The following is an 18,485-nucleotide window of genomic DNA, read 5'->3' on the forward strand; positions in this document are numbered from 1 at the left end:
GGTTCGCGGATGCCGAGTATCGCCCCGGCTCCGATCACCGACGACATCGAGGCCGCGCGCGGTCAGCCGCTGCTCGGGCGCGGGATGGTGGTGCTGTTCATCGCCCTCATCGGCTGCTTCACCGCCTGGGGCGTCGCACAGGACCTGACCACGCCGATGGTGGCCGGTTTCAAGCGCATCTTCGAGATGAGCACCTTCCAGGCCTCGCTGGTGCAGCTCGCCTACTTCGGGGCGTACTTCCTGCTCGCGCTGCCCGCCGCCTTCATCAACCGGCGCTTCGGCTACAAGACCGGCATCCTGACCGGGCTGGGCCTGGCCGCGATCGGCGCCTTCTCGTTCTATCCGGCCAGCAAGATCATGACGTACGAGGCCTTCCTGGTGGCCCTGTTCGCGATGGCCGCCGGCTGCTCGATCCTGGAGACCTCGGCCAACCCGTACGTGCTCTCGCTCGGTCCGGAGCAGACGGCGACGCGGCGGCTCAACCTGGCCCAGGCGTTCAACCCGCTGGGCACCAACATCGGCGTCCTGCTCGCCTCGACGCTGATCCTGCCCAAGCTGGCCGACCCGGTGGACATCGCGACGCTGACCCCGGCCGAGGTGCACACGATCCGGGCGGGTGAGCTGGGTGCGGTCATGGCGCCGTACCTCGGGCTGGCCTTCGTCCTGGTGCTGATCGCTGTGGCGATCGCCAGCCAGAAGGCGCCGCCGATCGTCGAGGAGTTCCCCGACGCCGGCCCGCACGAGGGCGGGGTCGGGAGCCTGTTCGGGGTGCTGTGGCGCAACAAGCAGTACCGCTACGGCGTCGTGGCGCAGTTCTTCAACGTGGCGGCCCAGGTCTGCGCGTGGACCTACCTGATCCAGTATGTCCAGCAGGCCCTCGGCGGAAGCCTGGAGAAGGGCGGCTTCTACCTGCAGCTGAGTCTGCTGGTCTTCCTCGCCTCCCGGTTCCTGATGACGTGGGTGATCGGCCGGATCCGGGCGACCAAGGTGCTGGCGGCGCTCGCCGCGCTGGCCGTCGTGCTGTGCGTCTTCGCGATGGTGAGTCCCAACCTGGCGGGCGTCATCGCGGTGGTGAGCCTGTCGTTCTCGCTGTCGCTGATGTTCCCGACGATCTACGGCGTCGCGCTCAAGGGTCTCGGGCCGGCCACCAAGTTCGGCGCGGCCGGGCTGGTGATGGCGATCGTGGGCGGGGCCATCATGCCGGTGGTGCAGGGCACGCTCGTGGACAGCACGAGCGCGGCCTTCTCGTTCATCGTCCCGGCCGCCTGTTTCGCCGTGGTCGGGCTCTACGCGCTCTACGACCTGCGGACCCGGCCGAGCGCGGGGAGGACGGCATGAACGCCCGGCGGGCCTTGGCGGCCGTGGCCGCGCTGACCGTGCTCGCGGCGAGTGGCTGCGGCACCGACGAGCCGACCAGCGCCACGACCCGGACCGGCAAGCTCGAGGTCGTGTCGTGGTGGACCTCCGGGTCGGAGGCCGCCGCGCTCGACACCGTCCTGAGCGCGTACCGCCGGAGCGATCCCGGCGTCGACGCCGTCAACGGCGCGGTGGCCGGGGGCGCCGGCTCCCAGGCGATCGTGGCGCTGGCCAAGCGGCTGCAACGCGGTGACCCGCCGGACGTGTGGCAGACCTTCGCCGGCAAGTCGGTGCAGGGCTACGCCGAACGGGGTGCCGTCCGCGATCTCTCGTCCGTCTACGCCGCCGGCGGGCTGGACGCGAGCATGCAGCCGGCGATCCTGCAGTCCGTCCGCCGCAACGGCAAACCGTACGGCGTGCCGACGGGCGCCCACCGCAGCAACGTCCTCTGGTTCAACCCCGCGGTGCTCACCCGGGCCGGCGTCACCCCGCCGGGCGCCGGCTATCCGCTCGCGACGTTCCTGGACGACCTGAAGAAGGTGAAGACGGCCGGGGCCACGCCGCTGTGCCTGGGCGGCAAGGACCCGTTCACCACCGTCGAGCTGTTCGAGAACGTGCTGCTCAGCACCATCGGCGTGCAGGGCTGGCGGGACATGACGGCCGACCGGCTCGACTGGCGCAGCGCCCGGGTGGCGTCGGCCCTGCGCACCTTCGGCGGCCTGCTCACCTACGCCGACCCGGAGGCCGGCGGCCTGACCTGGGACGCGGCCACCAAGAAGCTGGCCACCGGCGGCTGCGCGTTCGAATCCATGAACGACTCCGCGTACGGCGAGCTCCTCGCCGGCGGCGCCCGGGAAGGCACCGATTTCCGCGGCGTCGCGTTCCCCGGCACGGACGACAGTTACCTGGCCGTCGTCGACGTCTTCGTCGCCGCGACCCGGGCGCAGAACGCCAGGAACGCCCTCGCCTTCCTGACCGAGATCAGCAAGCCGGAGGTCCAGGTCGCGTTCAGCCGGGCCAAGGGGTCGATCCCGGTGCTGCGCACGGTGGAGGTGTCGGTGCTGCCGCCGTACCAGCGCGACGCGTCGAAGACCTTCTGGAGCGCGCCGGTGCTGCTGTCGGTCACCCACGGCGAGTCCATGAGCCCGGCGTTCCAGGAGGGCTTCTACGACGCGGTGTCGACCTACATCCGGACCCGGGACCCGGGCGCCTTCGCCGCCGACCTGGAGAACGCCGTCTCCCAGGGCCGCATCCCGCAGCGCTGACCGTCAGGACATCACCCCGTCCCAGGTGGTCAGGCAGAAAGGGTGGCCGGCCGGATCGGCGTAGACGAAGCACTGGCCGCTGTTGGGCTGGTGGTCGTACTTCGTGGCGCCGGCGGCCAGCACCCGGGCCTCGGTCGCCGCGCGGTCGGTGACGAGGAAGTCGAGGTGCATCATGATCGACGAGGTCGGGTCGGGCCAGGCCGGCGGCGTGTAGCCGGGGACGCGCTGGAAGTCGATGCGGCCGTTCGAGCCCTGCACTGTGGCCCACTGCTTGTCCCGGCACGTCACCGTGCCGCCGATGACGGCCGCATAGAACTCGGCGAGGGCGCGCGGGTCGGGACAGTCGAGGGTGACGGCACTGAGCCGGATCTGATCAGACATACCGGTACGACGAAGCAACCGGCGCGGAATCGACAGCCCGGTCGGCCTTTCGGCCGATCACATGGCAGCGATCCCGGTCCGGGGCCCGATCCGCGCGGCCCACCGGATGCCTAAGCTCCCGGAGGTGAAGATCAACCGGTACGCCGCTGTGGCGGCGCCCATCGCCGGCCTGCTGCTCGGGGCCCTCGACTTCGTGTGGATCAAGTACGTGCCGTTCCCGTTCGGCGGGCTGGGCAACTCCCTGGCCGTGTGGGCGGTGGCCGGCTTCCTGTTCACGTACTGGGGGCGGTGGGGCTGGGCGCGGGGTATCGCCGCGGCGGTCGTCATGCTGGTCGTCGCCGTGCCGAGCTACTACCTCGCGGCGGCGGTGATCCAGAACGACGACGTCTCGAACATGTACAACACCGTCGCGATCATCTGGATGGGCTTCGCCGTGATCGCCGGAGTGGTCTTCGGCGGGGCCGGGATCGCGGCGCGACAGCCCGGCCGGTGGCAGATCGCGGCCTCGGCCATGCCCGCGGCGGTCATGTTCGCCGAGGCGGCGATGCTCACGCGCCGGGACGGTGACGACCCGCTGTGGCCCGTCCTCATCGACGTGGCGCTCGGGGTGCTCCTCACGGTGCTGGTCGTGGACACGTGGCGGCGCCGCCTGGTCGCGCTGCTGCTCGCCGTACCCCTGGCGGTTGTGGGGTTTGCCCTGCTGTCCGTCGCCCGTTTCGGGTAGCCGTCAGCGCACCCGGCAGGAGGTCGTGGCCGTCGCGGCCGGGTTGCTCTCCGAGGTGACGGTGACCGCGACCCGGGTTCCCCGGGCGCCGGCCGGGCGTTTGACGTAGACGTCCACCGACGCGCTGCGGCCGTTCGCGACATCGGTGACCGCGCGCGGCAGCCAGGACGTCCAGCCCCGGCCGGCCGCGGCCGACACGCGGTAGACGTCCGAGCCGGTGTAGGCGCCGAGCGGGCCGGCGGTCGTGGTGGCGCGGCCGGTGTTGCGCACCGGGATGCGGCAGCGCGCCCAGCCGGACGACGCCACGGCGGCGACAGCGGGGCCGGCCGCCACCCCGCGAGCCTGCGGTCCGGCGCCGTCCAGCGATCGGACCGCGACCGTGTACGACAGCACGCCGGCCCGGTCCCGCCGCACGTCCAGCACGTAGAAGTGCAGCCGGTTGGCGGTGTCGACGTACTCGTACTCGCTGCCCGAGCCGGTGCCGGCGTGGAACAGCGCGTCGGAGAGCTGCCGGTAGTCGCCGACGGTCATCTTCTGCGGGGTCCCGTCCGGCAGCACGAAGTCGACCTTGTCGATGTCCTGCGGGTTCGCGTCGACGGTCCAGATGAACGGGGCCGAGTCGGCGTTCTTGGTCTTGGCCAGCAGCACGCCGGAGTCGGGGGTGAACGAGTCGAAGCCCATCCGGTCGACCACCTCGACGGTGTAGTTGTCGTACTTCCCCCCGTCGCAGTACGGGTCCGCGGCGGTGTCGCAGGCCGGACTCCGGTCGCCGCCGTCCAGCGTCACGTTGACCCCCGACAGCCCCTGGCCGGGCTGGACCGCCCGGGCCTTCACCCGCGCCACGACGACGCCCGAGCCGGTCAGCGCGTCGCGGGAGAGCCGCAGCACCGCCGCGTCGTCGATGATGCCGAGCTTCATCTTGTTGCGCAGCATGTGCTGGGCGCCCATCGACGACCCGGCGGTGCCCGGGATGAGCCAGCGGCTGTGCGGGCCGCCGGGACCGTTGAACGTGCCCCGGCTGAGCATCTCCCACGGCCCGCTGTAGTCACGTCGCGCCGGCACCGAGTACGGGTTGTTGTAGTTGTCCCCCACGCCCAGGATGTGGCTGAACTCGTGCGCGTAGGTGGACATGCCCGAGCTCTCCGCCTGCACCGAGCTGCCGTTGGCGGCGTTCGGCCAGACGGTGGCCGAGGCCTGCCAGGAGGTCCAGTCGACGTATCGGGTGGCGTTCCAGTTCGGCAGCGCCTCGTCGGGCGGCCCGAAGGCATCGGAGACGCTGTCCGGGCCGGCGAACTTCATCTGGCCGAACTCCTGCCAGGTGGACGACTCGTCCTGCCCGGCGGCCAGGTAGAAGACGAAGTCGTACTGGGCGGCCACCTCCTCGCCGACATCGGCGAGCCAGGCGGCGCGGGCGTCGGCACGCAGGTCACGGCCGCACTTGTCGCCGGCCGGGCAGCCGAGGCCGCGCTGCATGGAGTTCTCGATGCCGTACTCGTGGCTCTTGGCCGGCAGCTGGTAGACGCCGAACGAGCCCAGGCCGATGCCGTAGCGACCACCGGAATCCTCCATCCAGTACTCGTGGATGGTGTGGCCCCGGTTGAGCTCGCCGGGCTTGTTGAGGAAGTCCCGGTAGAAGGCGGGGACGTCGGCCCGCGGCAGATCGTGCACGGTGGACGGATTGCCGAAGACCGTGGAGTTCGGCGGCTGGGTCACGACGAACGGCTGGTTGGGGAAGTCCACGAGCACCAGGGCGCCACGGAAGTTGCGCTCCGAGCCCGGCACGGCGGGATCCGACCAGTCAGTGCCCGGCACCGCCCGGTAGTCGTCCCAGGTCATGGTGTCCGGCAGCTCGTAGTTCTGCGGGTCGATCGGCTGCGGGGCGTCCGCGCCGGCCCGGCGCGCGGCGGGCTGGTCGCGCTGCCACGGCTGGGTCTGCGGCCAGTGCCGCATCCGCCAGGGATGATCCGGGTCGCCGCCCGGCGGGGCGGCCGCGGCGGGCGTCGCCGTCCACGCTCCGGCCAGCACCAACACCATCGCAGAGAACGCCGGGACCACGGCCCGCCGCACGGTTGCCACCACGCCACCAGTCACCTGAGCCATCCTCGCAGTCTGAGTGATACCTATCAATCCCTTCGGGACCCGCCGCCGCCATGGCAGGATACTGACCAGTAACCGGGAGACGGGTGATCGACATGGCGTTTCGGACGTGTCCGCTGTGCGAGGCGGCGTGCGGGTTGGAGCTGACCGTTCGCGACGACCGCATCGTCGCCGCCCGCGGCGACCGCGAGCACGTGTTCAGCCACGGCTTCCTCTGCCCGAAGGGCGCCACCTTCGGCGAGCTGTCCGCCGACCCCGACCGGCTGCGCCGGCCGCTGGTCCGCCGGGGCGACCAGCACGTCGAGGTGAGCTGGGACGAGGCGTTCCAGGCGGTCGAGCAGGGCCTGCGCCCGATCATCGACCGGTACGGACCGCACGCGGTGGCCCTGTACCTGGGCAACCCGAACGTGCACACGATGGCCGGCGGGCTCTACCTGACCCCGCTGCTGCGCACCCTCGGCACCCGCAACATCTTCTCCGCCAGCACCGTCGACCAGATGCCGAAGCACGTGTCCTGCGGCTACCTCTACGGCAACCCGCTGACCATCCCGGTGCCCGACCTCGACCGGACCGACCTGCTGCTGGTGCTGGGCGCGAACCCGTGGGAGTCCAACGGCAGCCTGGCCACCGCGGCCGACTTCCCCGGGCGGCTCAAGGCGATCCAGGCCCGCGGCGGCCGGTTCGTGGTGGTCGACCCCCGCCGCACGCGCACCGCCGAGCACGCCGACGAGCACCTGTTCATCCGGCCCGGCACGGACGCGTTCCTGCTGTTCGGCATCGTCCACACGCTGTTCGCCGAGGGCCTGGTCGAGCTGGGCGGGCTGGCCGGGCACGTGACCGGCGTCGACGAGGTGCGGGAGCTCGCCGATGCCTTCACGCCCGAGCGGGTGAGCGCGGTCTGCGCCGTACCGGTGGAAAGAATCCGCGGGCTGGCCCGGGAGCTCGCGGCCGCGCCCACCGCCGCGGTCTACGGCCGGATCGGCACCTGCACGGTCGAGTTCGGCACCCTGACCAGCTGGCTCGTCGACGTGGTCAACGTGCTCACCGGAAATCTGGACCGGCCCGGCGGCGTCATGTTCCCGCTGGCCGCGCACGTGAGCCCGCGCCCGCGCGCCGGTGGCAAGGGCTTCCGGACCGGCCGGTGGCACAGCCGGGTCCGGGGACTGCCCGAGGTCAAGGGTGAGCTGCCCGTCGCCACCCTGGCCGACGAGATCGAGACCCCCGGCGACGAGCAGGTCCGCGCGTTCGTGACGGTGGCCGGCAACCCGGTGCTGTCGACACCGAACAGCGACCGGCTGGACCGGGCGCTCGGCGGGCTCGACTTCATGGTCAGCGTCGACCCGTACCTCAACGAGACCACCCGGCACGCCGACGTCGTGCTGCCACCGACCGACCCGGCCCGCAAGGGGCACTACGACTTCTCGTTCCTGGCGCTGGCGGTGCGCAACTTCGCCGCGTACTCCCCACCGGTGCTGCCGGGCGACCCGGCGAGCATGGACGAGTGCGACATCCTGGCCCGGCTCACGCTCATCGCCGCCGGCCAGGGCGCCGGCACCGACCCGGCGGTGCTGCACGAGCAGCTGCTGGAGCAGGCCCTGCAGCGGGCCGCCGCGGCGACCGGACGCGCCGCGACCGAGCTCCGGACGCTGGTCGGTGGAGACCATCCGGCCGAGCGCCTGCTCGACGTCGCCCTGCGCATCGGGGCGTACGGCGACCGGTTCGGCGCTCACCCCGACGGGCTCTCCCTGGACCGGCTGCTCGCGAACCCGCACGGTGTCGACCTCGGCCCGTTGCAGCCCCGGCTCCCGGAGGTGCTGCAGACCTCCAGCGGCAAGGTCGAGCTGTCCGGCGAGCCGATCGCGGCCGACGTCGCGCGGCTGCGCGCGGCGCTCGGGCGCGACCACGCGGACCTGGTCCTGGTCGGCCGGCGCCACCTGCGCTCGAACAACAGCTGGATGCACAACGTGCCCGCCCTAGTGAAAGGCCGGGACCGCTGCACGCTGCAGGTCCACCCGGCCGACGCGGACCGGCTCGCGCTGACCGACGGCGGCGACGCCCGGGTCACCTCGCGGGCGGGCACGCTGTCGGCGCGCGTGGTAGTCACCGACCGGGTCATGCCCGGCGTGGTGAGCCTGCCGCACGGCTGGGGCCACGGGCTGGCCGGCACCCGGATGACGGTGGCGGCCGCCCACCCGGGGGTGAACAGCAACCTGCTCACCGACGAGACCGTCATCGACCAGCTCTCCGGCAACAGCGTCCTGAACGGCATCCCGGTCGAGGTCAAGGCCGAATTCGCGGTTACCGGCCGGGCCGGGGAGGTGCTGACCTAGAGTCGGATCCGGGGAAGCCTGAGCGGGGGGTGCACGGTGTCCGATCGGATGCGGGCCGACTGGGGTGGGCCGGACAAGGTCCTCGACACCTACGTCGCGCAGATGGACCGGCTCACCGAGCCGGTGGACCCCGGCGTCCAGCTCAGCCTGACGGTGCACGGCCTGCTGGTCAGCGGCGAACTGATCCCGCAGTGGCAGTGGTTCGCCGAGGTCAGCGAGATGACCAACAACGAGGACGCCTTCTACACCGGCATGGCCGAGCACGTGAAGGAGCAGTCCGACCTGGCCCACGCCGCCGTCAAGCTGCGCGACACCGGCGGCGAGGTGACCCACCGGCAGTACACGGCCCTGATGGCGCCGACCAGCTACATCCACCTGCGCAACGCCCGGATCCACTCCCCCGACCACGCGGGCCGCGGCGGCTGCCTGTGGCGCGGCCGGCTGTGCGACGTCTCGGGCTGGACCCCGGGCTACTCGCCCGCCGCCGACTGAGGCACGCCGGATCCGGCACCCGGCCGGGAAGCGATCACCACGGCCAGCACGACCAGCGCCGAGCCCGCCAGCAGCGTCCGCAGGCCGGGTCCGGCGGAGTCCGGGAACACGGCCGGGTCGCGCAGGGGCCAGGGCATCCAGGCGAGCGCGTCGTGCACCAGCGCGCCGGCGCCGAAGCCGTCGTCCCGGCGCAGAAAAATGACCAGGCCCTGGTAGAGCCGCGCGGCGGGCACGGCCAGGGTCACCGCCCCGAGACCCGCCACGACAACGGCCGGGACGCGCTGACGCGAGGCCGTCAAACGAAACGCCAGAGCCGCTCCCACGAGCCAACCGGCCAGCAGCCCCACCAGCAGACCACTGAGGACCAGGGGCAGGTACAGGGCCGGGCGCACCGGATATCCCAGCACCTCGACGGACGGGTCCGGGCCGGCGAGCCCCGATACCGAGACCCGCAGCCCGCCGGACTGAGCCCAGAAGGTCCCGTGCTCGTCGACCGGGGTGACACTCCAGCCCGTGCCGCCGAGGCGCTGGTGGATCTCCCGCACCCTGCGCTCCACCTGGGCCGGTGCGGCGAGCCGCTCGGTGACTTCCAGGTCGAATCGCGTCCGCTCGAGGCGGTCGGGCCGGGCATCCGGGCCCAGGATCTGGCGGGCCGCGGAAGCCGCCGCGGGCATCGACGGGTAGGTCTGCTCGCCCGCCCAGGAACCGGCGGCCAGGCCGAACGCCCCGCCGGCCAGCGCGGCCAGCACCGCGACGACCACGCCCAGCGGCCACCGCACCGGCAGCCGGAAGCGTTCGCGGAGCCCGTCGGCGATCAGGTGCAGGCGGTCGGCGCGAGACGGGCAGCCCTGTGTGAGCTCGGTCAAGGTGGCGATCAGCTCGGCGCCGTGCCGGCGGCGCAGGCGGGCCGGGTACGCGGCCAGGAGCACTCGATCGCGGAACATGGTTGCAGGCACGCGGCGATAGTACGGTGGACGATATATATCGTCAACTGTATCAATCCGCCCTTGGCCACAGTCCTCTGGGACGACTCGGCCCAGATGCCGGGCTCCTACCTCCGCCTCGGCACCACGGTTCTGGTGCCCTGCACATCGTTGCAACCGGGTGGCGGCTCATCGGCCCGGCCGGCGATCACGCAGTGCTCCATCCCGCGGCCCCTGCTGTTTCTCGGCGCGGCCGACGACAACCCGTCCCCTTCCGTCTCGCCGGCGGACTCGCTCAGCCCGTCCCCGGGCGTTGAGCCCACCCGGCAACCCGCCTCTCCCCCAGCGGATCGGCGGCCCAGGCCGTCGAGCCGGCCACCGAACCGCCCTTGAGCGGCTCAGCCCGCCGACGACTTCGGACGTTCGGTGCGGGTCGGGTCACCTCGCACAAGCTGGTCGTGGACCCGTCGGCGGTTACCGGTCGACGTCCGGTCCGCGGCACGGTCGTCGCGCCGCAGCCGGGCCCGGATGCGGTCCAGGGCCAGGCGGCGGTTCTGGCTGAACTGCCGCTCGGTGTCGACCACCACGACGATCCCGGTCGGCCGGTGGGTCGCCCGTACGGCCGTGCTCGCTTTGTTGCGGTGCTGGCCGCCCGGTCCGCCGGTGCGGCAGCCCACGATGTCGACGTCCGCCTCCGCGAAGGCCGTGTGCGCGGCGTCCACCTCGCACGGCTGCGCGATGACGTACCAGTTCTTGCGGCCGGCGCTCGTGCGGTAGGGACTGGGCGCCTGCCAGCACAGGGTGCCGGTCCACGACGCGGCGAACCGGGCTGTGCCCGTACCGGAGATCTGGATCAGGACCGAGCGGAACGTCCCCGGTCGCTCGCCCGGCACGGTCTCGACCCGGCGGGTCGTCAGGCCGTCCCGGCCGGCGCCGGCCTCCAGGCGGCGCGCGAGCTGGGCGACCGCCCAGGTGCACTCCTGCGGGCCGCGCCCGGCCGACAGCAGCAGATGCACACGCTCGCTCACGACCGGACCCGCCCGCGACGCTGGTCCCGGCGGGGTGCGCGGCCGAGGTCCGCGGTCTTGTAGGTGACCACCGGTACGGTCTCGGCCACGGGCGTCGCCAGGCCGTGCGCGACGAGATCCCCGACCACCCGCTCGATCCGCTTGTACGCCGTCGGCGCCTCCTCGAACAGCAGCTGCCGGTCGCCGCACACCACCAGCGACCCCAGCGGCGTACGGCGCAGCTCCTCGACCGTATGCTTGACCCGGCCCCGGACCAGGGCGTCGGCGCGCGACATCTTGCGCCCGGCACCGTGGGCGACCGAGTGGTTGGCCTCCGGTCCGGCGTGCCCCGCCACCAGGTACGACGGCGTGCCCCGGGTGCCGGCGACCAGGACGTCCCGGCCGTCGCCGCGGGCGGCGCCCTTGCGGTGCAGGTACACCCCGTCGCGGACCTCGACCAGGTTGTGGCACTCGTCGACGATCGGCGCGGTGGGCGCGGCTCCCAGGGCGAGTGCGACCCGGGCCGCCATCAGCCGGCGGTTGAGCGAGCCCCAGCGTACGGCCTCGTCGTGCCGGGCCAGGTAGTCGTCCGGGTCCGGGGCGGGACCGGCGCCGTGCACCTCGGTGTGCGAGCGCAGGATGCGTTCCCCCAGGCCGCGGTAGCCACTGTGCACGATCAGGACGAGGTCACCGGCGGCCAGCCCGAGCCGGGCGGCGTGGCCGGCGTCGAGCACCCCGCGAACCCGCGCGAGCTCGACGAAGTGGTTGCCGCGCCCGACCGTGCCCAGGCTCTCCGGGTGACCCGCCGGGATGTCGGCGTCCACGTAGGCCCAGGCCGGGTCGTCCGGCCCGACCGGTCGGTCGAGGTCCGGGAAGCGGCCGGCCAGCCGCTCCGGTACGGCCCGCTTGAGGTCGACGGGGAACACGGCGATGCCGCAGCCGATGTCGGAACCCACCAGGTGCGGGTAGAGGACGGTCGACGCCATCGCGGCGCCGATCGGGGCGCCCTTGCCGGGGTGCAGGTCCGGCAGGGCGGCGACGTGGAGCATGCCGTCGAGGGCGGCCACCTGGTGGCACTGCGTGACGGCGTCGGACTCGATCCAGCTCCCGTCGGAGGCGAACACCGTGACGGAGGCAGACTGGTGCTGAGACAAGGAGTGCTCTTTCTGGAGACGTACGGGCGCGGCAGGCTGGGCGAGGTGGTGCGCGTCAGTACGTCATGCAGGCAGCTTGCGGGAGACCAGCCATCGGCGGCAACCGCTTTTCCCCGGGTGCGCGGTCAGAGCGGGACCGGTCCGCCCCACAGGCGCAGGAAGAGGACACCGAGCACGTTCAGGATCATCAGCAGGAACGGGTAGCTCAGCGGGAAGAAGCAGCAGATCAGCAGGATCAGCACGCCGAGGTTCTTCTCCTCGAGCCACAGCCGCATCTGCTGCGCGCCGTTCCCGGGCCGCTTCAGCGCCGACCACAGGATGCCGAAGCCGTCCAGCGGCGGGATCGGGATCAGCGCCAGCAAGCCGAAGGCCAGCAGCCCCACCGCCAGGCAGAGCAGCACCTGCTCGCCCAGCGGCAGCGTGAAGCCCCGCAGCACGTCGGACATGTTCAGCACCGACAGCAGGTTGTCCGGGAAGAGCAGCACGTACGCCAGGAACAGCACCTGCGCGACCACGATGCACGCCACCGGCCCGGACGCGAAGACCGCCGCCGCGCGGCCCCGGCCGTGGTAGCGGGGCACCTCGTCCACCGAGATGGTCTTGCCCCAGCCCATGCCGCCCACGGCGGCCGCGACCGCGCCGAACGGGTCGACGTCCTCGCGCAGTCGCGGGGTCACCGGGTCGCGGCGTTCACTCAGGCGCAGCGTGCGCGCGGTGATCCGGATCGCGAAGGCCCGCACCAGCAGGCCGAGCAGGAAGGCGCCGACCAGCGCGACGAACGCGACCGGTTCGCCGAGGGCGAAGAGCAAGCTAGCCCCGTTCCGCCTTGGCGGCGATGACCTCGCGGGCGAGCTGGCGGTAGTTGCGGGCGCCCGAGCTGGCCGGGTCCAGGCTGGTGATCGGCGCGCCGGCCACGGTGGACTCCGGGAACTTGACCGTCTTGGTGATGACGGTCTGGTAGACCTTGTCGCCGAACGCCTCCACGACCCGCTGCAGCACCTGGCGGCAGTGGGTGGTGCGGCTGTCGTACATGGTCGCCAGGATGCCCTCGAGCTCCAGGTCGAAGTTGAGCCGCTCGCGGACCTTGTCGATGGTGTCCAGCAGCAGGGCCACGCCGCGCAGGCTGAAGAACTCGCACTCCAGCGGGATGAGCACGCCGTGCGCGATGGTCAGCGCGTTGATCGCCAGCAGGCCCAGCGAGGGCTGGCAGTCGATCAGGATGAAGTCGTACTCCTTGCGCACGGTGCGCAGCACCCGGGCCAGGGCCATCTCCCGGGCGACCTCGTTGACCAGCTGGATCTCGGCCGCCGACAGGTCGATGTTGGCCGGCAGCAGGTGCAGGCCGGCGACATCGGTCTTGATGATGACGTCCTCGGCGGTGACGTCGTCCTGCATGAGCAGGTTGTAGATGCTCAGGTCGAGGTTGTGCGGGTTGACGCCGAGGCCGACCGAGCAGGCGCCCTGCGGGTCGAAGTCGACGAGCAGCACCTTGCGGCCGTACTCGGCCAGGGCGGCGCCCAGGTTGATGGTCGTCGTGGTCTTGCCGACGCCACCCTTCTGGTTGGCCAGGGCGATGATCCGGGCGGGGCCGTGCCGGTCGGTCGGCATCGGCTCGGGGATCGGCCGGCGCATGGTGTACGCCGTCGGGTCGGCCGGGCCGAGGTCGGCGCCGAGGTCCAGCGAGCTCTGCTGATCGCGCAGGGCATTGGTCCACGCCTCAGCGCGATCATGATTTCCGCTCACGTCCCCAGCCCCCTCTCGACCCGCAGCCGGAGCCGATGCCCGACTGTACGCCAAAAGGTCCGCCCGACCGGGGTCAGCCGTTCGGCGTGTCGCAGGGACTGACGCTCACCTTCTAACGAGCGCGCGGGTGGGAGGTCGCGTACACCTCGCGAAGCCGGTCCACTGTCACCAGGGTGTAGAGCTGCGTGGTCGTCACCGAGGCGTGTCCGAGCAGCTCCTGCACCACCCGGACGTCGGCGCCGCCGTCGAGCAGATGGGTCGCGTACGAGTGCCGCAGTGTGTGCGGCGACACGGCGTGCGGACCCTCCACGGGCAGCCCGGCCGCCGCCGCGGCCCGGTGCAGGATGGCCCAGGCGCTCTGCCGGGACAGCGGTCCCCCGCGCTGGTTCAGGAACACCGCCGGCGTGCCGCGTCCCTTTGCGACCAGCTCAGGGCGGCCCTGCACCAGGTAGGCCTCCAGGGCGGCGCGGGCGTAGCGGCCGAGCGGGACCAGCCGGGTGCGGCCACCCTTGCCGTGCAGGGTGACCGCCGCGTCGGCGGAGAAGTCCAGGTCGTCGACGGCCAGCCCGACCGCCTCGGAGATCCGCGCGCCGGTGCCGTAGAGGAACTCCAGCAGGGCGGTGTCGCGCAGCGAGCCGGGAACGGCCAGCAGCCGGGTGACCTGGTCGATGTCGAGGGCCTTGGGCAGGCGCCTGGGCGGGGTCGGCGGTTTCACCTCGCGGCTCACGTCGTGCGCCACGAGACCCTCGCGGGCGGCGAAACGGTGCAGGCCGCGGACCGCGCTCACGGCCCGGGCGGCCGACGCGGCCGACAGCGCCGGATGCTCCGGCGACCCGGCCCGCAGCTCGGCCAGGTGCCCGGTGACCTGGGCCGCGGTGACGTCGGCGAGATCACCGACGCCGGCCGCGGCCAGCGTTTCGGAATAACGGTCCAGATCCCGGCGGTACGAGGCCAGCGTGTTGCGGGACAGGCCGCGCTCGACCGACAGGTGATCGAGATACGTCTGCACGGCCCGCCGCAGCTTGTCCGACGTCAGGTCAGTACCTCGGCCAGGGAGAGTGCCTGCATGCCGTGGGCCTCGGCGACCGGGCCGTAGGTGACGTGCCCGGCGTGGGTGTTCAGGCCCAGGGCCAGCGCCGGGTCGGACTTGACGGCGTCGCGCCAGCCACGGTTGGCCAGCTCCAGCGCGTACGGCAGCGTCACGTTGGTCAACGCGTACGTGCTGGTGTGCGGGACCGCGCCGGGCATGTTGGCCACGCAGTAGAACATCGACTCGTGCACCCGGTAGACCGGGTCGGCGTGCGTGGTCGGCCGCGAGTCCTCGAAACAGCCGCCCTGGTCGATGGCGATGTCGACCAGCACGCTGCCCGGCTTCATCCGCGACACCAGCTCGTTGGAGATCAGGTTCGGCGCCTTCGCGCCGGGCACCAGGACCGCGCCGATGACCAGGTCGGCGTCGATGACGGCCTTCTCGATCTCGTACGCGTTCGACGCGATCGTCTGCAGGTGACCGCGGTAGTCGGCATCGGCCGCGCGCAACCGGGCGATGTTCTTGTCCAGCACCAGCACCTCGGCCTGCATGCCCAACGCGATCGCGGCGGCGTTCATACCCGACACACCGGCGCCGATGACGACGACCTTGGCCGCGTACACGCCCGGGACGCCGCCCATGAGCACGCCACGGCCACCGCCGGAACGCATCAGGTGGTAGGAGCCGACCTGCGGGGCCAGCCGGCCGGCGACCTCCGACATGGGGGCCAGCAGCGGCAGCGAGCGGTCGGGCAGCTCGACGGTCTCGTACGCGATGCCGGTCACCTTGCGGTCGATCAGCGCGTCGGTGCACTCCTTGGACGCCGCCAGGTGCAGGTACGTGAACAGCACCTGGCCCTCGCGCATCCGGCCGTACTCCTCGGCGATCGGCTCCTTGACCTTGAGGATCAGGTCACCGGTGGCCCACACGTCGTCGGGCCCGTCGAGGATGGTGGCCCCGGCGGCGACATAGTCGGCGTCGGTGATCGACGAGCCGGCACCGGCGCCGGCCTGCACAAACACCTCATGACCGGCCCGGTTCAGCTCGAAAACCCCCGCGGGGGTGATCGCCACCCGGAACTCGTTGTTCTTGACTTCGCTCGGAATGCCGACCTTCATGAGTCGACACCGTCCTTTCCGGGAGAGACGTCGATGGCTCATACCCGAGACGGGCTGCTTAGCAGATTACCGTCCCACCAAGTGGAAGATACTGCCGATCCGTTGCGCGAAGATCAAGATTTGGAGCCGGTCGCCGGCTAACGCGGAAGCACTCCCGTGCCGGAGACGACGCCCCGCTGGAGGACCGCGGTCGTGCCGGTGAGCATGCCGGCCGGGCCCAGCTCGGTGTCCCGGACCAGGTACGAACGCTCGCCGAGGTACTCGAAGGTGACCGGGTCGAAGATCCACTCCTGCCGCTCGCCGTCCTCGCGGGTCCGCGCGACGGCGACCCCGTGCCGGCCCTGCGCGTCGACCGAATCGGCCACCAGCACCACCCCGGGGATCCGCGCGGCCGCCCGGTAGATCGCGGCGGCCACCGCCGGGGGCAGCAACGACTCCCGTAGTGCGTCACCGAGGAAACCGAAGGCGGCGGTGTCCGGGCCGCTGTCCTGGCCCTCGGTCTCGGCGTAGATCCGCCTGAGCAGCTCGGCCGGATCGGTGGGCAGCTCCGCGTACGTGCTGTTCGGCTCGGCGCCGGACAGACCGAACGTCTCGCCCCGCTCCCGGATGAGGCCCTCGTCGCCCCGCGTCGCGGGCAGCCAGATCTCCCGGTCGTGCACCCGGTCGAGGACGGCGTTGGCGGCACCGATCTCCTGGGGATCGGAGCCGGGATCTCCGTTGATCATCAGCCAGGCCACCCGGCTCCTGACGTAGACGTACTGGCCCTGGCCGAGCGGCACCGACGGCTCCCGGCCCGCGACCGCGGCCACCCGGTCCATCAACGGCGCCACGCCGGTCGCGTCGCCGACAGCGACGGCCACGCGCGAATTCCGGCCGGTGGTCGCGCCGCTGCCGGTACGACCGTTGAGCACCGCCACCCCGATGATCACCACGACCAGCACCACGGCCGCGACCGGCGCGGCGAGCAGGGCGAGCCGAGGACCGGACCGTACGGCCGGGGGCTCGGCCACGTGCTGCAGGAACGCGTCCTTGAGCAGGCGGTGCCGGACGCGGCTCAGCTCCGGGTCCCCCGGTGGCGGCAACAGGCGCGCCAGTTCGGCCCGTTCGGCCGGATCGAGCCGTGGTGACTGCTTCATCGCTTGTGCTCCTGGTTCGATCGGGTCGCATCGGTGCGGCCGAGGTGTTCCTGTCCACTGCCCGGCCCGGGGGCCGGGCGGCCCGGCTCCGCGGTCAGCTCCCGCAACTTCGCCCGCGCCCGGGACAGCCGGGACCGGACCGTGCCGACCGGTACGCCCAGCGCCTCCGCGGTCTGCGCGTAGTCGAGCCCGGACCAGACGCAGAGCGCGAACACCTCCCGCTCGGCCGGCCGCAGCCGCTCCAGGGCGGCCGTCGCGGCGGCCAGCTGCTCGCTGTCACGCATCCGGTTGACGAGCTCGTCGGCGAAGTCCGGCATCGCCTCGGCCGGAGGCAACCGGACCAGCGCGGCGGCGTGCCGGCGGGCCGCACGCCGGTTGTTGCGCAGCACGTTGACGGCGATGCCGAGCAGCCAGGGCAGCACGCTGTCCCCGTCGGGCCGCAGTTTGCCGCGCAGCCGCCACGCCTCCAGGAAGGTCAGCGACACGATGTCCTCGGCCGCGCTCCAATTGCCCGTGCTCCGCACGACGTGCCGGTACACCGCTTGCGCGTGGTCCTCGAAGAGCTGCCCGAACGTCACGGGATCGCCGGCGCGGATCCGGGCTCGGTGGGATGGGTTCACAACCACTACCTGTCCGCTCGCGTCGCCGGGTTCCCGTGGCGGTCGTCACGCCTGGTCGCCGCCGGTTGGCGGCACGACCACCACGACGGAGGATTCACCAATGGCTGCCTCTCCCCTGCCCCTGGCCCTGCTCGACCTGGCCCCGATCACCGCCGGCCAGGCCGCGCGCGAGAGCTTCGAGGCCAGCGTGGCCGTCGCCCGCGCCGCCGAACGCAGCGGCTACCAGCGAGTCTGGTACGCCGAACATCACAACATGCCGTCGATCGCCTCGTCGGCCACCAGCGTGCTGATCGGCTACATCGCCGCGCACACCGACACGATCCGGCTCGGCGCGGGCGGGATCATGCTGCCCAACCACTCACCGCTGGTGATCGCCGAGCAGTTCGGCACCCTGGCCACCCTGTTCCCCGGCCGCATCGACCTGGGCCTGGGCCGCGCGCCGGGCAGCGACCAGAACACGATGCTGGCCCTGCGGCGGGACCCCACGTCGGCGGACTCGTTCCCGCAGGACGTGCTGGAGCTCCAGGGTTACCTGAGCGGCAAGACCCGCGTCCCCGGCGTCCAGGCGGTGCCCCGGGCGCCCGAGGTGGTGCCGCTGTACATCCTCGGCTCGTCGCTGTTCGGCGCGCAGCTGGCGGCCCAGCTCGGCCTGCCGTACGCGTTCGCCTCGCACTTCGCCCCGGCCCACCTGCACCAGGCGGTGGAGATCTACCGCGAGACGTTCCAGCCGTCCGCGCAGCTCGAGCAGCCGTACGTGATCGCGGGCGCGAACGTCTTCGCGGCGGAGGACCACGACGAGGCGGTCCGGCAGATGACGGTGGCGTACCGGGCCCGGACCCGGGCGATGATCTCGCGGGGCGCGGTCGGCACCAACTTCACCGACGCGGAGATCGACGCGTTCCTGGCCTCACCGAACGGGCGCCAGCTGGCCGCGATGACGAAATACACGGCGGCCGGCACGCCCGAGGAGGTGCGGGCCTACCTGACGGACTTCGCGGCGTCGTGCGGGGCCGACGAGGTGATCGTGGCGCACTACGCCTCGGAGATCGACGATCGGGTGCGCTCGGTCGAGCTGACCGGCGAGGCCGTCCTCAAGGCCGCCTGACGCG

General features: G+C 72.2%; 17 protein-coding genes. 6 read left to right on the forward strand and 11 right to left on the reverse strand.

Features of this window, described 5'->3' with window-relative positions; genetic code table 11:
• Positions 1–9 precede the first annotated feature (9 nt).
• Together fucP and AB0C12_RS06445 are read left to right on the forward strand one after the other, a co-directional pair.
• The gene (gene fucP / locus AB0C12_RS06440; RefSeq protein WP_360544803.1) at positions 10–1,338 is read left to right on the forward strand and encodes an L-fucose:H+ symporter permease; all 1,329 of its coding nucleotides are present in this window, start codon (positions 10–12) and stop codon (positions 1,336–1,338) included.
• On the forward strand, positions 1,335–2,621 hold the full coding sequence (locus tag AB0C12_RS06445; protein WP_360544805.1) for an ABC transporter substrate-binding protein: 1,287 nt from the start codon (positions 1,335–1,337) through the stop codon (positions 2,619–2,621). The genes fucP and AB0C12_RS06445 overlap by 4 nt, the downstream gene beginning before the upstream one ends.
• A gap of 3 nt (positions 2,622–2,624) precedes the next feature.
• On the opposite strand, the gene AB0C12_RS06450 is transcribed toward AB0C12_RS06445, so the two are convergent.
• Complete coding sequence (locus AB0C12_RS06450) at positions 2,625–3,002, reverse strand: VOC family protein (RefSeq protein WP_360544807.1); 378 nt, start codon at positions 3,000–3,002, stop codon at positions 2,625–2,627.
• Positions 3,003–3,126: 124 nt separating this feature from the next.
• Here AB0C12_RS06450 and AB0C12_RS06455 point away from each other — a divergent pair, with 124 nt between their 5' ends.
• Positions 3,127–3,726 carry a DUF6518 family protein gene (locus tag AB0C12_RS06455; RefSeq protein WP_360544809.1) on the forward strand — a complete coding sequence of 200 codons (600 nt, stop codon included), beginning with the start codon at positions 3,127–3,129 and terminating at the stop codon, positions 3,724–3,726.
• A 3-nt stretch (positions 3,727–3,729) separates the two neighbouring features.
• On the opposite strand, the gene AB0C12_RS06460 is transcribed toward AB0C12_RS06455, so the two are convergent.
• On the reverse strand, positions 3,730–5,826 hold the full coding sequence (locus AB0C12_RS06460) for a M6 family metalloprotease domain-containing protein (protein ID WP_360544811.1): 2,097 nt from the start codon (positions 5,824–5,826) through the stop codon (positions 3,730–3,732).
• Positions 5,827–5,918: 92 nt separating this feature from the next.
• Here AB0C12_RS06460 and AB0C12_RS06465 point away from each other — a divergent pair, with 92 nt between their 5' ends.
• Both AB0C12_RS06465 and AB0C12_RS06470 read left to right on the forward strand, forming a co-directional pair.
• Positions 5,919–8,153 (forward strand): molybdopterin-dependent oxidoreductase, encoded by a 2,235-nt coding sequence (locus AB0C12_RS06465; RefSeq protein ID WP_360544813.1) that lies wholly within the window; start codon positions 5,919–5,921, stop codon positions 8,151–8,153.
• A 36-nt stretch (positions 8,154–8,189) separates the two neighbouring features.
• Complete coding sequence (locus AB0C12_RS06470; protein WP_360544815.1) at positions 8,190–8,645, forward strand: hypothetical protein; 456 nt, start codon at positions 8,190–8,192, stop codon at positions 8,643–8,645.
• On the opposite strand, the gene AB0C12_RS06475 is transcribed toward AB0C12_RS06470, so the two are convergent.
• From AB0C12_RS06475 to AB0C12_RS06515, 9 genes are all read right to left on the reverse strand, one after another.
• The gene (locus tag AB0C12_RS06475) at positions 8,624–9,601 is read right to left on the reverse strand and encodes a hypothetical protein (protein WP_360544817.1); all 978 of its coding nucleotides are present in this window, start codon (positions 9,599–9,601) and stop codon (positions 8,624–8,626) included. The two genes, AB0C12_RS06470 and AB0C12_RS06475, sit on opposite strands and share 22 nt — an antisense overlap.
• Before the next feature lie 365 nt (positions 9,602–9,966).
• Entirely contained in the window at positions 9,967–10,596 is a 630-nt protein-coding gene (gene prfH, locus AB0C12_RS06480) for a peptide chain release factor H (protein WP_360544819.1), read from the reverse strand.
• On the reverse strand, positions 10,593–11,729 hold the full coding sequence (locus AB0C12_RS06485) for an RNA ligase RtcB family protein (protein ID WP_360544821.1): 1,137 nt from the start codon (positions 11,727–11,729) through the stop codon (positions 10,593–10,595). The genes prfH and AB0C12_RS06485 overlap by 4 nt, the downstream gene beginning before the upstream one ends.
• 125 nt (positions 11,730–11,854) lie before the next feature.
• Positions 11,855–12,538 (reverse strand): hypothetical protein, encoded by a 684-nt coding sequence (locus AB0C12_RS06490; protein ID WP_360544823.1) that lies wholly within the window; start codon positions 12,536–12,538, stop codon positions 11,855–11,857.
• A gap of 1 nt (position 12,539) precedes the next feature.
• Positions 12,540–13,472 (reverse strand): AAA family ATPase, encoded by a 933-nt coding sequence (locus AB0C12_RS06495; protein WP_203774887.1) that lies wholly within the window; start codon positions 13,470–13,472, stop codon positions 12,540–12,542.
• A gap of 112 nt (positions 13,473–13,584) precedes the next feature.
• Complete coding sequence (locus AB0C12_RS06500) at positions 13,585–14,493, reverse strand: site-specific tyrosine recombinase XerD (protein WP_360544954.1); 909 nt, start codon at positions 14,491–14,493, stop codon at positions 13,585–13,587.
• Between the two features lie 11 nt (positions 14,494–14,504).
• Positions 14,505–15,620, reverse strand: a complete 1,116-nt coding sequence (ald, locus tag AB0C12_RS06505) for an alanine dehydrogenase (protein ID WP_360544825.1) — start codon at positions 15,618–15,620, stop codon at positions 14,505–14,507.
• Positions 15,621–15,757: 137 nt separating this feature from the next.
• Entirely contained in the window at positions 15,758–16,756 is a 999-nt protein-coding gene (locus tag AB0C12_RS06510) for a CU044_5270 family protein (RefSeq protein WP_360544827.1), read from the reverse strand.
• Positions 16,753–17,376, reverse strand: a complete 624-nt coding sequence (locus AB0C12_RS06515; protein WP_360544829.1) for an RNA polymerase sigma factor — start codon at positions 17,374–17,376, stop codon at positions 16,753–16,755. Before AB0C12_RS06515 ends, AB0C12_RS06510 begins: the two co-directional genes overlap by 4 nt.
• Before the next feature lie 100 nt (positions 17,377–17,476).
• Between AB0C12_RS06515 and AB0C12_RS06520 the strand changes: the two genes are divergently transcribed.
• Positions 17,477–18,481, forward strand: coding sequence for an LLM class flavin-dependent oxidoreductase (locus AB0C12_RS06520; protein WP_360544831.1), 1,005 nt, complete (start codon positions 17,477–17,479; stop codon positions 18,479–18,481).
• Positions 18,482–18,485 lie beyond the last annotated feature (4 nt).

The organism is Actinoplanes sp. NPDC048967 (assembly GCF_040649415.1).
GTDB lineage: Bacteria > Actinomycetota > Actinomycetes > Mycobacteriales > Micromonosporaceae > Actinoplanes.

Bases quoted from the DNA above. Each gene is read 5' to 3' on its own strand.
- AB0C12_RS06465 (WP_360544813.1), top strand. From the start codon at position 5,919: ATGGCGTTTCGGACGTGTCCGCTGTGCGAGGCGGCGTGCGGGTTGGAG.
- AB0C12_RS06460 (WP_360544811.1), bottom strand. From the start codon at position 5,826: ATGGCTCAGGTGACTGGTGGCGTGGTGGCAACCGTGCGGCGGGCCGTG.
- AB0C12_RS06520 (WP_360544831.1), top strand. From the start codon at position 17,477: ATGGCTGCCTCTCCCCTGCCCCTGGCCCTGCTCGACCTGGCCCCGATC.
- AB0C12_RS06510 (WP_360544827.1), bottom strand. From the start codon at position 16,756: ATGAAGCAGTCACCACGGCTCGATCCGGCCGAACGGGCCGAACTGGCG.
- AB0C12_RS06445 (WP_360544805.1), top strand. From the start codon at position 1,335: ATGAACGCCCGGCGGGCCTTGGCGGCCGTGGCCGCGCTGACCGTGCTC.
- fucP (WP_360544803.1), top strand. From the start codon at position 10: ATGCCGAGTATCGCCCCGGCTCCGATCACCGACGACATCGAGGCCGCG.
- ald (WP_360544825.1), bottom strand. From the start codon at position 15,620: ATGAAGGTCGGCATTCCGAGCGAAGTCAAGAACAACGAGTTCCGGGTG.
- AB0C12_RS06450 (WP_360544807.1), bottom strand. From the start codon at position 3,002: ATGTCTGATCAGATCCGGCTCAGTGCCGTCACCCTCGACTGTCCCGAC.